Source organism: Scytonema hofmannii PCC 7110 (assembly GCF_000346485.2).
GTDB lineage: Bacteria > Cyanobacteriota > Cyanobacteriia > Cyanobacteriales > Nostocaceae > Scytonema > Scytonema hofmannii.
The window spans coordinates 11,445,232-11,460,211 of the sequence record NZ_KQ976354.1 but is presented as its reverse complement, the minus strand read 5'-3'; the positions used below and the strand labels follow the sequence as shown (position 1 = coordinate 11,460,211).

Genomic DNA, 14,980 nt, shown 5'->3' with positions numbered 1-14,980 from the left:
ATAAAGCCCTGAGTTCAGAGTTATAAGTTCTGAGTCTTACTTTCATTTTTTGAAATTTGACTGAACGCTCTCTCCTCAGTGCTGAACATGGAGTTTTCATGCAGCCAAAGAATTTAAAACGACTTTTGCAAGCTCTAGCTCGCCAAGGGCTTGATGTCAGCTACAACAACAAGACTTACTCTATTCGTTTATCCAATACCTCCGATGCACCCGTAGCAGAAGTGTTACTTCCACAAGGTTTCCCTGTAGAAGCAAAGGCGCTCAAACAATTAGCAAACTTAGCCAACGTGCGCCATCCTGCTGGTGGATGTGTTTGTCGTGCATATGCAACACCGGACTTTCATCCCGGTGATGGGGGAATTGCCATTGGTTCAGTTATCGAAACAATCGGTCAAGTTATTCCCAGTGCTGTCGGTTCAGATATAAACTGTGGAATGCGCTTGCACGTTGCCAATCTAACAATTGACCAATTCCTGGCAAAGCGCAACCAGTTTGTGGAACGCATGAAAGGGGACTATTTTTTTGGAACCCGTGATGTAACAATGAATGCTCGTACCATGCACGCATTGTTTCAATATGGAGTTCCTGGTTGGGTAGATGCCATGTTAGATGAGCCTACGGGGAGTTTTGTCAAGTCCGATCTTAATGAATTGCTTGCAGAGGGCGATCTCATCTTCTTAAATGGTTCAATGGAGGGAGATTGGAAACTTGCTCCTGAAGAATTAGTCCCTGAAAATGGGCTGGTACGCGATGGTGGGCTTGCAACTATTGGATCTGGGAACCACTTTGTTGAAATTCAAAGAGTAGAACGAGTAGAAAATAGAGCATTAGCCCATGAGTGGGGAATTAAAGAAGGACAAATTGCCTTCATGATTCATTCTGGTTCTCGGAACGTAGGTAAGTACATTGGTGGAATGTGGCGTGACAAAGCTAAAGCATCTTGGGAAAAAGGTTTGAAGTATCCAGACTCCCACATTTTTCCTTTGTCCGTGCATTCCCATCCCGAACTAGTTACCCAGTATCTGCAAGCAGAGGCTACAGCTGCTAACTATGGTTTTGTTAACAGACTTTTGTTAGCAGAATTACTGCGTCTGCGTTTGCGAGAAGTTTATGGAGATGTAGAAGCACCACTGGTGTATGACTTACCGCACAACATCACTTTGCGAGAGGGTGCAGGATGGGTGACTCGCAAAGGTGCTTGTCCCGCCTACGAAGGACAACCCGTAATTATACCGGGATCGATGGGGACGCCATCATATCTGGTAGTGGGGAAAGGCAATCCAGCTTTTTGCGCTTCTGCTTCCCACGGTGCGGGAAGAGTACTTTCACGGTTTGACCTTACCCGTAAAGGAGCATCTCAGAGTGAAGAAGCCTTGGGATTAACAGGTGTAGATTGTATCACTTTGCGGGAAGAACGCCGCATCGAAGAAGCGCCAGCTGCTTATAAACCCATACAGCCCGTAATTGATGTACAGGTACAGGCGGATATGGTGGGTGTTGTGGCTAGGTTGAGTCCGGTGTTGACGTTTAAAGGGTGATATCTATCGGCTTTGTTTTAACAAACCTCTCGGCTAGCAGAGAGGTTTTCATTGACTTGTTTCAAGTCCAAAGATTATCTATATCGTAATTCCACGAACCCCTTAAAATATAGTTGAAGAGCATTTGAGTACTATGACAGAAACTGTTACTTTACAAATTCCGGCACCACTGTATCAACGACTCGTAAATACTGCTAATGCTACCAAGCGTCCCTTAGAGGATATTATACTTCATGCAATAAGAGTGGGTAGTCCACCAGATTGGGATAACGTACCTAATGAGTTTCAGGTTGACTTAGCGGCGCTGGACAGAATGGAAGATGAGGTATTGTGGAAAATTGCTCACAGCCGAAAAACTCCAGCAGAAATGGAGCGGTACAATGTTTTGTTGGAGCACAATCAAGATAATATACTTTCTGATGCTGAACGAGCAGAATTAACAGCACTGCGAACGGAGGCTGACTGCTTTATGCTTCGCAAAGCTCAAGCAGTCGCTATTCTTCGCTGGCGCAGACGTTATGTCCCTTTACCGTAAGATTTTGTTTCTAAAATTTCATTTACTTGACAACTTCTAAGCAATCTTGGGAGCAACTGTGAATATCTTACTCAATTTTTATAAATATTTCTGTTTACTTTATCTAAGCTAGTTATAGAGTTAACAAACTCTTGAGAGATAAGTTGTATCTACAATTTTGTATCTACTCTACCTATCCTTCACAATTCAGGCAAGAGACGAATTTATGCATATCACCGATATAAATACGGCTAGTCCTCCTCTTTCTGTCGTTCGCATTGAGGTAGAACGGCTCTTTGGTAGATACACATATATTTTAACAAGGAAAGATAATAGTTCCCAGCTAGATTCGTCTTTTATTATCCTTTATGGAGATAATGGTTCTGGAAAAACAACTATTCTCAAGCTCTTATTTCATCTTCTTTCACCAAAACAAAAATGCGATCACCACTTGTTTTTAGCACAAACTCCTTTTTCTAGATTTTCAGTGGTGCTTGCTAATGGAACAAGTATTATTGCCACTCGTACAGATAGTAATTTACTTGGCACATTTCAAATTCAAATTTTACAAGGAAGTTATCTTTTTCAAGAGATCGTTCAAATTGAAGCTGAGAACAGAAAAACTCAAGATTATGAATTTTATCAACATTTAACTAAGCTTCAGCTAAACTTGTTTCTGTTAGATGATGATAGGCGCTTAAAAAGCGATTTTTTTGAAGAAGAAACTAGAGATTATCAGCCAAATTCTATGAAGAAGTTTCTTTTCATCAATCCTTTTTTTGAAGATCGAACTAACATCACTAGAGAAACTGCACTCAAACTCTCTATTGCTCGAACTGAGGACTGGATACGCGAGCAAGCATTGAAAGGAGCAAACCAAGGAGTAGAAAATATTCATAGTATTTATGAAGATATTATTGCACAAATTTTTCATGATGCTGACAAGGTATATGATGATTTTCCACAATCACCACAGTCTATGGATATTTTGATTAATGAACTTAGGTCCTATGAAAGTCGCAGCAAGGAATTTTCTCATTTTGGTTTAATGTCACCTTTAATGACTCAAAAAATTGTTCAAATATTACAAGTAAACACTCAAATCAATGATTCTATTATACGCAATATATTAAAGCCTTATCTTGATAGTATAGCAGCTCGTTTTAATGCCCTTCAAAAGACGAAAGATTTATTGAGTTTATTTGAGAACACAATAAATAAATTTTTACATGATAAGCATCTAACATTGCATATTAAAGATGGAATGAGAATTGTAACAGATACAGGAGAAGAGTTATCTTCTGAAATGCTTTCTTCAGGAGAAAAACAATTACTGCTTCTATTTTGTAATACATTGACTGCACGCGATCGCGCAACCATATTTATTATTGATGAGCCGGAAATATCGCTCAACATAAAATGGCAGCGTCAACTGATTCGTGCTTTACTAGAACTGACAAAAGATAGCCAGATTCAGTTTATAGTGGCTACTCACTCAATTGAGTTATTGTCTCAATACAAAACTAACGTTGTCAAGTTGGCTAATATTGGTAAGTAAGATAAAGATGGGGAATGAGATAAGACGCTCAGTTGACGAGCTAGTTGCGAGATATGAACTTGAGCCAGAACTACGAGATATATATGTTGAAGGTAAGACAGATAAGCTTTTGTTAGAATGGTTTCTAGAACAAAAAGGACAAGAAGGCTTTGCTGTTTATGAAATTGATACTGTCGATATTTCTGCTCAAAAACTCTTTGAGCTTGAATTAAATGATAGCAAGCGAGGACGTGTTATTGCCCTTGCTTTATATTTACAAAATATGCTCCCAAAAATTCCACCACATCTTACCTGTGTTGCAGATAAAGATTTTGATTGGCTATTTGATATTGAGTATATTTGTGATTTACTATTATTCACGGATTATTCTTGTCTAGAAATGTATCTTTTTAATGAAATTACTATAGATAAATTTTTACGTTTATCATTGCGGTTAAATCACGTGAAAGCTAGAGATGTACTTTATCAAGTCTCGAAAGTTTTAGAAAATTTATATCTCATTAGAGCTACTAATGAAGCACTTGAGTTAAAAATGGAGTGGTTAGAGAAGTTTGAGGATTGCTGTAACAGAAATGCAAATGAGATTTTATTTGATAGAGAAAAATTTATTATAAAATATTTAAATAAAAATAGACAAATTACACAAAAAGGTTTATTTATAAATACATTTGAGGAATTATCAGCTAAAAAGGTAGTAGATTTAAGATATAAAATGCGCGGTCATGACTTCAATGACGTTTTATTATGGTATATTAGACCCTATTTAAGAAAAGAAATAAGAAATTCATATAATTCAGAGATTTTGGCAGGAGCTTTATTAGGATGTATTGATGTAGAACAACTAGCTCAAGAAAGTCTATTTCAACAGTTAATTTCTCGTATAAGTATGTAATAAAGCTCGAACATTTTTCTTAGCATCTACCCAAAGATAGATTTTTGTCGTTTATTAGATTTGAAATATAAAAAATGACTAATTTTTAAAAAATAGGCAGATTCTAAGTAACCTTTTCAAAGCATAATGTTTGTAAGTTGGGCTGCATTACTATAAAAATTGGCTAGTATAAATTCTCTATTAAAATATTAATCTAGCTCACTGATGGGCTAGCACCTATGTCATATGCAAAGCAAGGTTCTCGTTGCGTTCGCGAAGCGCAAGCTGTACCCAGCTTATCGCAAGCAAAGACTTCGTTTGTCTACCCCACCCGTTCTAAGATGAGAAAATATTTGTCATCAACAAAGTTTTTTAATCTATGAAAAGTCAATCCCAATCAAAGAGGTAAGAAATGCGAATCCTATTTATATCCATTCACTTTCCTGAAGATTTGAGCAAGAGTACTTTGGGTATCTACAAACGGATGTCAATGTTTATCGATGCAATCAAGGCGCTCGGTCAACTGGATATGCTATTCTTTGTACCACCGGAAACTGACCTTTCTCCAGAAGCGATCGCCCAAACAGAACGCTCGTTTTCTCAACATTGGCAAACACCGCTTAATCTCTTTTTATGTCCTAAGGAGGAAGACGATTCGCTTCCAAAATGGAAGCAGCAATGGGGAGGCATTTTTAGCTTTTTCCAACAGTCAGATTTCTTCATAACGTCGCGACAAATGCAAGCACTTGAAAAATGCTTGAGTCGAAAACCAGATGCAATTTTTGTGCATCGGCTTTCATCCATGAGTGCGGTTATGCAGGTGCAGCAAGATTTACCACCTATTTTTCTCGACTTAGATGATATTGAACATATCAGTTTCATGCGGCAAATTCGACAGCCACCGACGCGTCTGGTTACACAACTCTATTATTTACAAGTACCTGCGCGTTTGCGTGGGGAATTACAAGCTATTCAGTTAGCACGTCGCACTTTTGTTTGCTCGGAACGCGATCGCACTTACCTAACAGAACGTTGGGGATTGCCTGGTGTCGTCACGATATCCAACGCGATCGCAATTCCCAAGTCACAAACAATCACTTTAGAACCTACCCTGTTGATGTTAGGCGGTTACAACTACTATCCCAATATCAACGCCGCCAACTTTTTAATTGAGAAAGTATGGGTTCAAATTCATAAAGCTATGCCCAACGCCCGATTGATTATTGCAGGACCGTATCCAGAAAATATTCCCAGTTATGACAAAGGCATACCTGGTGTTGAATTTGCCGGATTTGTCAATAATTTGTCAGAACTTTATCAGCGATCGCGAGTTGTTTGTTGCCCTATTTTATCAGGAGGGGGAACACGCGTCAAAATGGTTGAAGCGGCTGCCTATGGCAAACCAATAGTTGCGACTCGTGTGGGTTCCGAAGGATTGGAATTCAAAGACGGACAAGAATTTTTGATGCGAGACAATCCCAACGATTTTGCCGCAGCTTGTTTGGAACTTTTGCGGAATTACGATTTGTGCGATCGCTTGGGTAGTGGTGCTCGTGCGACTGCTATTAAGAAATACGATCGCGCTAACATAGTTCGCCTCATCCAGCAGCAAATTGAGTTTCAACTTCCTTCTTTGCTTTGAGATACATATAAAACAGCTAGGATAAGCGGGCGAGGACGCCCGCCCCACAATCACCGGATAATTTATTTCTTGGAAATCCCTTAATGTCAAAACGCGTCTCTACATCTGCTCCATAGGTTAGTTTCTTTTGCTACCTTAGTATAAGAAATCATAATTTGATCTAGGAGTAACATATTTTACTAATGTTAAAAAACTTTCGCTTTACATTAACGACAGAATAAAGTGTCGCGAGTGTTGCGTCCTGTGGTTGAATTAGTACCTTTAGCTACCTTACACAATTTTTGTTGCTCATCTTTACGTAGCAGCACATCAGTAAAATCTGCTCCGTCTATAATAGCACCATCAAATTTGGCATTGGCAGCAAAAGCACCATTCAGAACTGCATTAGTCAAATTCGTTTTGATCAAGCGGGCTGAGTCTAAAGTCGCATTTGTGAGATCTGCACCCTCTAAATTTGCCGATTCGAGATTAGCAGCAAAAAAACTAACACCGTTTAAATTAGTGTGACTCAAATTGCTGTAACGGAGATTGGCATGAGAAAAGCTGGAATCTGTGAGGTCACGTCCTGAAAAATCCTGCTCTACCAAGCTTTCTTTGTTGTAGTCAAGTGCCAATGCTTGTGGCGCAAATCCCGCACAACTTACAGGGGCTGTAAGAAATACTACTGCCCAAAGCAGTAAACAGACTATCCTTGCCCAAATCCGATTGCTTAACCTAGTCATCGTAATTTTTTACTAATGGCAAACCATCCTCCATCTCATTATCCCCGTATAGGTATCGCAGGAGAAGACCTAGTCGTTAATTGGTTAGAAACCCAAGGCTGGACGATCTTGCATCGCCGATGGCGTTACCGTAGGGGAGAAGTTGATATTATTGCCCAATTTGGCGAAAAAGGACAAGATACGGGGAATCAGAAAAAAAATCCTCCCTCATCTCTCTCATCTCCTCTTCTGGCATTTGTCGAAGTGAAAACGCGCAGTCAAGGGAATTGGGATGCAGGAGGAAGGGGTGCTATAACGCAACAAAAACAAGCAAAACTTTGGCGTACATCTCTTATGTTTTTGGCTCAATATCCTGAAAAAGCAAACTACTCTTGCCGATTTGATGTTGCTATTGTTGGTTATCAACAGATATCACAAGAGTCATATGTAGTTAAAAATGCCCAAGAAGCTCGGAGCCGTTTTTTAGGGAACCCGTATAAATTAATACTATATGAATACATTCCAGCAGCTTTTGATTGTCCAAGCAGTTGATAGCAGGTAAAGAATAACAAACAAAAACTCTAAAATCATCAATTACCTGCTATCAGTTACTAACAACCAATCAAACAATACCAGATTGAAAAAAGAATGCGACAGGTAGTTGGTTGAGATTAAGTCTAAGCACGGCTGACTCAATCCAAAATCCAAAATCCAAAATCCAAAATGGTAGAATTTGGCAGGATTACAAACTAAAGCTATCACGCCAGTGTTTCTGGACAATAGCCCAAACCTCTGACAAATTGCTGTCGAAATGCCTCAATTTCCTCTTTCTCTGGATTCCCGTGAGAAACGATCGCTACTTGATAGCGGCGCATCACATCAACAGGACATTGTCCTGCTTCCAAACTCCAAAGTGCCATTTGCACTCGCATTGGTGGCTCGTAACTAATACCTAGTTCATTTAAGAAAGCTCGAAAATCACCATCAATTTGAGCTGAAATGCGACCCTTTAGTTTGATCCTAACCACCCAACCATCAATTTGATGAATTACGGTGAGGAATGAAACGGGAATCTGGGGTCTGCCATGCAAGAATTGAACAACCCTCAGAGTTAAACTGGCATTGGCCAGGTAATACAAGTATTCCATCTTGGTGCTTGGGATCAAAGCTAACCCTACATTTCTATTATTGTTAGATCGACCCCATTCCTTGCTAGGGTAGAAGCCCCCGTTTTTCCATGGGGAGGTTTACCCAATTTTTATCAGTAACCAGTGACCAGTGACCAGTAACCAGTGAATTCTCAGTCAAAACAACTAAAAATTTTAGAGAGATGTGAATTATAAATGCAGGAACCATCAACTAGAAACAATTACGACTCTGTATCTAACGCTAATAAGGAAGACACGGAATTAGACACTTGTTTGGCGGGTTACGATTATGAATTACCTCAAGAACTTATTGCCCAAAATCCTGTCGTACCGAGAGATAATTCTAGGTTGCTAGTGGTCAATCCAAATGCAGGATTGGAAGCAGCTACCCTACACTATATTTTCCGCGATTTGCCCGATTTACTGCAATCCGGGGATTTACTCATAATGAATAATACACGAGTCATTCCTGCGCGGTTATACGGTTATAAACAAACGGGTGCAGAAATAGAGGTTTTGCTGTTAGAAGAGCGACAGCATAATTGCTGGTTAGCTCTAGTTAAACCGGGAAAGCGTTTTAAACCTGGAGCAAAAATTGTTTTTGAACCAAGATTGGGGGGAGATCGGGCATTGGGGATTGGGCATTGGGGATTGGGCATTGGGAATAACAAAGATTTTTCCCAAGTCTCCAGTCCCCAGTCCTCAGTTCCTAGTCCTCAACTCACAGCTACAGTTCTAGAAACAGACGAAGCAACTGGAGGGCGTCTGTTACAATTTGATTTGCCAGAGGGAATATCCCTAGTGCAATTGTTAGAAGTATTTGGTGAAGTTCCTCTACCACCTTACATTACGGCTTCTGATGCCAAGAGCGAACAGTATCAAACAGTATACGCAGAGCATCCGGGAGCAGTTGCAGCTCCTACAGCAGGCCTACATTTTACTCCAGAATTATTAGATCGCTTGCAACAGCGCGGTATCGATCGAGCTTTTGTGACGCTGCATGTAGGAGTGGGAACATTTCGTCCTGTAGACGTGGAAGATATAAAAACCCACAAAATGCATGAAGAATGGATTGAAGTGCCTTCCGCAACAGTAGAAAAAATTCGCCTGACTCAAGCATCTGGTGGTCGGATTATTGCTGTCGGTACAACAGTAGTACGAGCACTCGAAGGAGCAGCATCTCAAGGAGAACTCAAACCATTTTGTGGTAAGACGGACATATTTATTTATCCCGGCTATAAATGGCGCGTTGTTAATGGCTTGATTACTAACTTTCACTTGCCGCGTTCGAGTTTGTTAATGTTGGTGAGTGCTTTAATTGGTCGCCAAAGATTGTTGAGTGTTTATCAGGAAGCTGTCGCCTCTCGTTATCGCTTTTTTTCTTTTGGGGACGCTATGTTAATTTTGCCACAAGGGAGTAGGGAGTAGGGAGTAGGGAGTAGGGTAAAACAACTAACAACTAACAACTAACCTCCAACAAGTTAATTTTAAATTTTGTTCTGGGTAACCTGACTTATGAGCCTATAGCAATAAATGCAGGTCTGCCAGTCATGTCTCAAAAATATCAAGTGTGTCAGTGGTTTCTCAGTTTCTTTAAAGGAGTTCTTCATCAAAATCGCCAGAAGCAAACTTTCGGACTTCTCTTTGCTCTCGCTGCTTTTTTGGTAGTCACGCCATCATTGATGGTGACTGCACAAAGCAAGCTACTTGCTGAAACTTTTGTTCCTTCTCAAAATCTTGAAGCAGCAAGCTTGTTCCAACAAGGAGTTATGCGCTACAACTATAAAGACTTTCAGTCGGCAGAAAATGCTTTCCGCCAAGCCTTACAGCGCGATCCAAATTTGGCTGCTGCTTACAATTACTTAGGGAGTATCATGTTGCAGCAAAATCGCTTGGATGCAGCAGTGCAAGAATTCAGTGAGGCAATTAGAATTAATCCCAATCTTGGCGAAGCTTACTACAACATCGGATTGGCGCTGCACAAACAAGGACAGAAAGAGGCGGCGATTACTGCTTATCGTCAAGCTATAGTTATCAACCCAACAATGGCAGCTGCTTACTACAATCAGGGGCTGGCAGTGTATGAACTCGGACAGGTTGATGAAGCCATTGCTCTATACCAACAAGCCATTAATTTAGATAGCACAAATACTAACGTTTACTCTAACTTAGCTAGAGCCTTAGAACAAAAAGGACAAACAAATGAAGCGATCGCAGCTTATCGCAAAGTTGTAGAAATCAATCCTGAAAATGCTGATGCTTATAATAACATGGCGGGGTTAATGGTGAACCAAGGGCAAGCACTAGAAGCGATCGCTGTGTATCAGCAAGCCATTCGCCGAATTCCCAACGATGCTGAAGCTTACTATAACCTTGGAGTCACTTGGTACAATCAGGGCGACTATAAGAAAGCCAATGGAGCTTTGAAATATGCTCGCGATCGCTACCGCAAACAGGGTAACATAGCGCAGGCAAGTAAAGTCGAGCAATTGATGCAGCAAATTGTCCAGCTAGCAGCGTACAAAAAAACTCAGGTTGGTCAAACCCAAAATACTTCGCCCACTCAAACTCCCACAAGCAGTGTAGTGATACCCGAACAACAGACACCCACTCCATCAGAAAACCCTACTGAATCGCAAAGCAATAGTGAAAGTAACATTGGGGAATAGGGAATAGGGAATGGGGAATGGGGAATAGAAACACGATTAATATTCAATACCCAATGCCCAATGCCCATTCCCTCTAAATTGGCAATTTATTGATATCTTTGTTGCAACCAATAACAACCATCGCCGAACCGCGTTCAAAACGCTTGTAAGGGTCAGGGTTGATTTGAAATTTTCCATCCTGACTTACCGCTAGCAAATTCAACCCATAGCGGTTGCGAAGTTGCAAATCGGCAATAGTTTTGCCGTGAAATTCATCGGGTACAATCACTTCTACAATACTGTTATCTGGGTCGAGGTCAAATCGATCCAAGATAGAAGGCTTAGTCAGAGTTCTTGCTAAAGCACAACCCGCTTCATACTCAGGAAAGACAACGTGATCTGCTCCTACTTTATGTAAGAGTTTGCAGTGAACTTCACTAGAAGCTTTTGCCACAATATGGGGTACACCACCTTCTTTGACATTTAACGTTGTGACTATACTTTCCTGAACGTAATTTCCAATTGCCACAATAACCGTATCAAATTCAAAAATTCCTGCTTCTTTGAGTGCAGCTGACTCTGTTGAATCTAGTTGCAAAGCATGACTGGTTATTTGCTCCGTTAATGCTTGGGATACCCGTTTTTCATCTATGTCCGTAGCGAGTACTTCATAACCAAACTTATGTAAGGTTGAACAGACGGAACGCCCAAAACGACCTAACCCTATAACAGCAAACTGACTATTATCTTTACGCAGACTGCGAAAAAAACCCAATGATGACAAATTCACCGTTTTAATCCTTATAAACCATGACTTTTTCTATCAAAAAAATTCGGCTTTATCAAGATTTTCATAGAGAAAAACTTACTTCTACCGACTTGTTGAAGACTTTATTTTTTTTCAATTACATAGATCTTATCACTCATTTAATGAGTTATTTGTACGTTCTTTTCGGCTTTCTTTTTACGGCTAACTACCCTACAAGCAAGTTTTCTTCAGGATAGTGAATATTTGTGGGGCGTGGATCTCCAAGTATTGCTGACATAAACAGCAAAACACCGACTCTTCCTATATACATAACTACTATAAGTATCAACTTTGCAGATGCAGACACGCTTCCTGTAATTCCAGTAGAAAGTCCTACAGTGGCAAAAGCTGATACAACTTCAAACAAAAGTTGAATGAATGATAATTCTGGATCTGTGATAGCAATAAGTATTGTAGCTATAATGACAGTAGTCACTGAACCTATCAAAACTCCAACAGCCTTTAAAATTAAAGGAACTGCTATCTTGCGTTCATACAGTAATACTTCTTCTTTGCCTTGAAGAATTGCTTTTGTACAACTTGTAAGCACTCTCAAAGTTGTTGTTTTTATGCCACCTCCTGTTCCACCTGGGCTTGCACCAATAAACATCAATGCAATAGTAATAAATAGCCCAGCCGTTGTCATTTTTCCTATATCAATGGTATTAAACCCAGCCGTTCGAGTTGTAGCTGATTGAAACCAGGCTAATAAAATTTTTTCACGAAGATTATGAGAGCCTAATGTTGCTGGATTTTTTAACTCTACCAAGAAAAATGCAATTGTTCCCAAAATTAACAGAATGACAGTTGTGCTAGTTGCAACTTTAAAATCTAAGGAAAACACCAGTTTTAATTGTCGTTTCTGTAGAGTCTCGCGCAACCAAATGTATGTATCTAAAATTACTTGATAACCAATGCCACCAAAAATTAGCAATCCAGTCATTACGCACACTACTAAAAAGGATGACTGATATTTGATTAAGTTATCTGAAAATAAACTAAAACCAGCATTGTTCCAACCATTAATACTGTGAAAGATAGCTATCCAAAGCCCTCGCGACCATCCAAAATCTGGAACAAAAGCAGGTAGTAACAAAAATATGCCAGTGATTTCAAAAATCAAGGTAGTCGCAATGATGGAGCGAATAATTTGGGCGCTACCCTGCATTCCTGGTCTATCTAAAGTTTGTTGAATGGCAATTTTTTGTCGCAAGTCAAATCTACGACCAATTAACAAAATCAGAAAGGTCGTGGTTGTCATGTAGCCCAAACCACCAATCTGAACTAACAGCGCAATAAATAATTGACCCCAAAAAGAGAAATAAGTACCCGTATCAACAACTCCCAAACCCGTAACACAAACTGCTGAAGTTGAGGTGAATAAGGCTACAATTGGGTCATTCCAAGTAGCACTGCTTGTAGAAAAAGGCATCATCAGCAGGATAGTCCCCACAGTGATGACTGCTAGAAATCCTAAGCAAACTTTTTGAGAAACAGTCATATAAAGGTAAAATTTAAAACATTATACGTAGACTTCTTCAGTCACTCATACCTAGATGTAAAAACACATTACTCTAATTTAAATAAAAACACACATGGTAGCCTACGAATGTGTCTAAATTTTTGTCTTATCACAGCTTTTTTTCATGAGTGCAACACTTTACCAGCAAATTCAGCAGTTTTACGATGCTTCCTCTGGGTTGTGGGAACAAATATGGGGAGAACATATGCACCACGGCTACTATGGTGCAGATGGCAGGGTGAAAAAAGATCGCCGTCAAGCACAAATTGACTTAATTGAAGAACTACTGAAGTGGGCTGGAGTTCAAAAAGCTGAAAATATACTAGATGTAGGTTGTGGAATTGGTGGAAGTTCGCTACATTTAGCAGAAAAATTCCACGCTCAAGCTACGGGAGTCACTTTAAGCCCTGTGCAAGCAGCAAGAGCAACACAACGCGCCCAAGAATTCAATTTGGGGTCTCAGGCTCATTTTCAAGTCGCAGATGCTCAAGCAATGCCTTTTGGTGACAATTCCTTTGATTTGGTTTGGGCATTGGAAAGCGGCGAGCACATGCCTGATAAAACTAAGTTTATACAGGAGTGCTATCGGGTACTAAAACCTGGTGGAATGTTAATTATGGTGACTTGGTGTCATCGACCTATTGACAATTCACCACTCACAGTAGACGAGGAAAACCATTTGGCAGAAATTTATCGAGTTTACTGCTTGCCCTATGTCATTTCTTTACCAGAGTATGAGACTATTGCCCGTCAACTCGGTTTGCAAAATATTCGTACTGCTGATTGGTCAAAGGCTGTTGCGCCATTTTGGGATGTGGTGATTGATTCGGCGTTTTCGCCAAAGGCAATTTGGGGTTTGCTACTTTCGGGTTGGACTACAATCCAAGCTGCACTGTCTTTAGGTTTAATGCGCCGGGGTTACGAACGTGGGTTAGTTCGATTTGGGTTATTGTGTGGAACGAAATAACGAACTGCACTCTTGGGCTAAGGAGGACACAGAGAGAGGAGGTTTATGAATCAGATTTCGCAACGAAGGTTTAAGGACAGCTGGCTTTACAGTTTTTGGAAGTTTTCACGTCCTCACACGATTATTGGTACAAGTTTAAGTGTTTTAGGTTTATATCTCATCGCAATTTCCCCACTCACCACTCACTACTCCCCACTCCCCCTGATCGGAACATGGATTGCTTGTCTGTGTGGCAATGTTTATATTGTGGGCTTGAATCAACTCGAAGATGTGGCAATTGATAAGATTAATAAGCCCCATTTGCCTATTGCTGCTGGAGAATTTTCCATGCAAACAGGCAAGTGGATTGTCGGCATAACTGGTATTTTGGCACTGTTTTTGGCTGGTGTGCAAGGACTATTTTTGTTTGGGGTCGTGGCTGTTAGTTTAGTAATTGGTACTGCTTACTCTTTACCACCAATCCGTTTAAAGCAATTTCCATTTTGGGCTGCCCTTTGCATTTTTTCGGTACGTGGGGCAATAGTGAACTTAGGGCTGTTTTTGCACTTTAGTTGGGTTTTTCAAAGAAATCAGTTTATTCCTTCTAAAGTTTGGGTTTTGACAATGTTTATTTTGGTTTTTGCTTTTGCGATCGCAATCTTTAAAGACATTCCCGATATTGAAGGAGACCTTCTGTACAACATTAAAACTTTCACCATCAAACTTGGAAAACAAACAGTTTTTCAGCTTGCCCTTTGGGTGTTAACTCTTTGTTATACGGGAATGATTTTGGTAGGTTTGTTTAAGCTAGCAGAAGTGAACTCGATATTCCTAATTCTGACACAATTAGTTGCTTTAGTTTGGACGTGGTGGCGTAGTCAAAAAGTTAACTTGCAGGAGAAAAGCGATATTGCTCGATTTTATCAGTTTATTTGGAAGCTGTTTTTCGTGGAATATTTAATTTTTCCCATTGCTTGCCTTTTAGCAGTATAACAGTGACCAGTGACCAAAATCTAGAAACCCGGTTTCTTGGAGAAACCGGGTTTCTGAAGCGGTCTATTTTACATTTGATAATGATGTCTTT

14 protein-coding genes are annotated in these 14,980 nt (G+C 40.1%); 10 read left to right on the top strand and 4 right to left on the bottom strand.

All coding sequences use genetic code 11. From position 1 onward, the window contains the following. Positions 1–98 precede the first annotated feature (98 nt). The 5 genes from WA1_RS48285 to WA1_RS48265 all read left to right on the top strand — a co-directional run bounded on the left by WA1_RS48285 (position 99) and on the right by WA1_RS48265 (position 6,123). A complete protein-coding gene (locus WA1_RS48285) occupies positions 99–1,538 on the top strand; it encodes an RtcB family protein (RefSeq protein ID WP_017742429.1) in 1,440 nt (479 codons plus the stop codon). Between the two features lie 133 nt (positions 1,539–1,671). Beyond that, positions 1,672–2,073 (top strand): hypothetical protein, encoded by a 402-nt coding sequence (locus tag WA1_RS48280; RefSeq protein WP_017742430.1) that lies wholly within the window; start codon positions 1,672–1,674, stop codon positions 2,071–2,073. A 205-nt stretch (positions 2,074–2,278) separates the two neighbouring features. Continuing rightward, positions 2,279–3,610, top strand: coding sequence for an AAA family ATPase (locus WA1_RS48275; protein ID WP_017742431.1), 1,332 nt, complete (start codon positions 2,279–2,281; stop codon positions 3,608–3,610). Between the two features lie 7 nt (positions 3,611–3,617). Continuing rightward, a complete protein-coding gene (locus WA1_RS48270) occupies positions 3,618–4,502 on the top strand; it encodes a hypothetical protein (protein ID WP_017742432.1) in 885 nt (294 codons plus the stop codon). A gap of 391 nt (positions 4,503–4,893) precedes the next feature. Continuing rightward, a complete protein-coding gene (locus WA1_RS48265) occupies positions 4,894–6,123 on the top strand; it encodes a glycosyltransferase (RefSeq protein WP_017742433.1) in 1,230 nt (409 codons plus the stop codon). 206 nt (positions 6,124–6,329) lie between these two features. Here WA1_RS48265 and WA1_RS48260 read toward each other — a convergent pair whose 3' ends face one another. After that, positions 6,330–6,845, bottom strand: a complete 516-nt coding sequence (locus tag WA1_RS48260) for a pentapeptide repeat-containing protein (protein ID WP_017742434.1) — start codon at positions 6,843–6,845, stop codon at positions 6,330–6,332. 15 nt (positions 6,846–6,860) lie between these two features. Between WA1_RS48260 and WA1_RS48255 the strand changes: the two genes are divergently transcribed. Beyond that, positions 6,861–7,376, top strand: coding sequence for a YraN family protein (locus WA1_RS48255; protein WP_017742435.1), 516 nt, complete (start codon positions 6,861–6,863; stop codon positions 7,374–7,376). A 206-nt stretch (positions 7,377–7,582) separates the two neighbouring features. On the opposite strand, the gene WA1_RS48250 is transcribed toward WA1_RS48255, so the two are convergent. Then, positions 7,583–7,972 (bottom strand): hypothetical protein, encoded by a 390-nt coding sequence (locus WA1_RS48250; protein ID WP_017742436.1) that lies wholly within the window; start codon positions 7,970–7,972, stop codon positions 7,583–7,585. Positions 7,973–8,167: 195 nt separating this feature from the next. Here WA1_RS48250 and queA point away from each other — a divergent pair, with 195 nt between their 5' ends. Together queA and WA1_RS48240 are read left to right on the top strand one after the other, a co-directional pair. Next, positions 8,168–9,400 carry a tRNA preQ1(34) S-adenosylmethionine ribosyltransferase-isomerase QueA gene (queA, locus tag WA1_RS48245; protein WP_017742437.1) on the top strand — a complete coding sequence of 411 codons (1,233 nt, stop codon included), beginning with the start codon at positions 8,168–8,170 and terminating at the stop codon, positions 9,398–9,400. 122 nt (positions 9,401–9,522) lie between these two features. Next, positions 9,523–10,641 carry a tetratricopeptide repeat protein gene (locus WA1_RS48240; protein ID WP_017742438.1) on the top strand — a complete coding sequence of 373 codons (1,119 nt, stop codon included), beginning with the start codon at positions 9,523–9,525 and terminating at the stop codon, positions 10,639–10,641. 73 nt (positions 10,642–10,714) lie between these two features. Here WA1_RS48240 and WA1_RS48235 read toward each other — a convergent pair whose 3' ends face one another. After that, positions 10,715–11,410 (bottom strand): potassium channel family protein, encoded by a 696-nt coding sequence (locus WA1_RS48235; RefSeq protein WP_017742439.1) that lies wholly within the window; start codon positions 11,408–11,410, stop codon positions 10,715–10,717. A gap of 184 nt (positions 11,411–11,594) precedes the next feature. Continuing rightward, on the bottom strand, positions 11,595–12,929 hold the full coding sequence (locus tag WA1_RS48230) for a TrkH family potassium uptake protein (RefSeq protein WP_017742440.1): 1,335 nt from the start codon (positions 12,927–12,929) through the stop codon (positions 11,595–11,597). Positions 12,930–13,074: 145 nt separating this feature from the next. On the opposite strand from WA1_RS48230, the gene WA1_RS48225 reads away from it, so the two are divergent. Together WA1_RS48225 and WA1_RS48220 are read left to right on the top strand one after the other, a co-directional pair. Next, on the top strand, positions 13,075–13,917 hold the full coding sequence (locus WA1_RS48225; RefSeq protein WP_017742441.1) for a methyltransferase domain-containing protein: 843 nt from the start codon (positions 13,075–13,077) through the stop codon (positions 13,915–13,917). A gap of 45 nt (positions 13,918–13,962) precedes the next feature. Continuing rightward, a complete protein-coding gene (locus tag WA1_RS48220) occupies positions 13,963–14,889 on the top strand; it encodes a homogentisate phytyltransferase (RefSeq protein WP_017742442.1) in 927 nt (308 codons plus the stop codon). Positions 14,890–14,980: the final 91 nt, after the last annotated feature.

Coding starts and splice junctions, on each gene's coding strand:
- WA1_RS48285 (WP_017742429.1), top strand. CDS start 99: ATGCAGCCAAAGAATTTAAAACGACTTTTGCAAGCTCTAGCTCGCCAA.
- WA1_RS48280 (WP_017742430.1), top strand. CDS start 1,672: ATGACAGAAACTGTTACTTTACAAATTCCGGCACCACTGTATCAACGA.
- WA1_RS48275 (WP_017742431.1), top strand. CDS start 2,279: ATGCATATCACCGATATAAATACGGCTAGTCCTCCTCTTTCTGTCGTT.
- WA1_RS48270 (WP_017742432.1), top strand. CDS start 3,618: ATGGGGAATGAGATAAGACGCTCAGTTGACGAGCTAGTTGCGAGATAT.
- WA1_RS48265 (WP_017742433.1), top strand. CDS start 4,894: ATGCGAATCCTATTTATATCCATTCACTTTCCTGAAGATTTGAGCAAG.
- WA1_RS48260 (WP_017742434.1), bottom strand. CDS start 6,845: ATGACTAGGTTAAGCAATCGGATTTGGGCAAGGATAGTCTGTTTACTG.
- WA1_RS48255 (WP_017742435.1), top strand. CDS start 6,861: ATGGCAAACCATCCTCCATCTCATTATCCCCGTATAGGTATCGCAGGA.
- WA1_RS48250 (WP_017742436.1), bottom strand. CDS start 7,972: ATGGAATACTTGTATTACCTGGCCAATGCCAGTTTAACTCTGAGGGTT.
- queA (WP_017742437.1), top strand. CDS start 8,168: ATGCAGGAACCATCAACTAGAAACAATTACGACTCTGTATCTAACGCT.
- WA1_RS48240 (WP_017742438.1), top strand. CDS start 9,523: ATGTCTCAAAAATATCAAGTGTGTCAGTGGTTTCTCAGTTTCTTTAAA.
- WA1_RS48230 (WP_017742440.1), bottom strand. CDS start 12,929: ATGACTGTTTCTCAAAAAGTTTGCTTAGGATTTCTAGCAGTCATCACT.
- WA1_RS48225 (WP_017742441.1), top strand. CDS start 13,075: ATGAGTGCAACACTTTACCAGCAAATTCAGCAGTTTTACGATGCTTCC.
- WA1_RS48220 (WP_017742442.1), top strand. CDS start 13,963: ATGAATCAGATTTCGCAACGAAGGTTTAAGGACAGCTGGCTTTACAGT.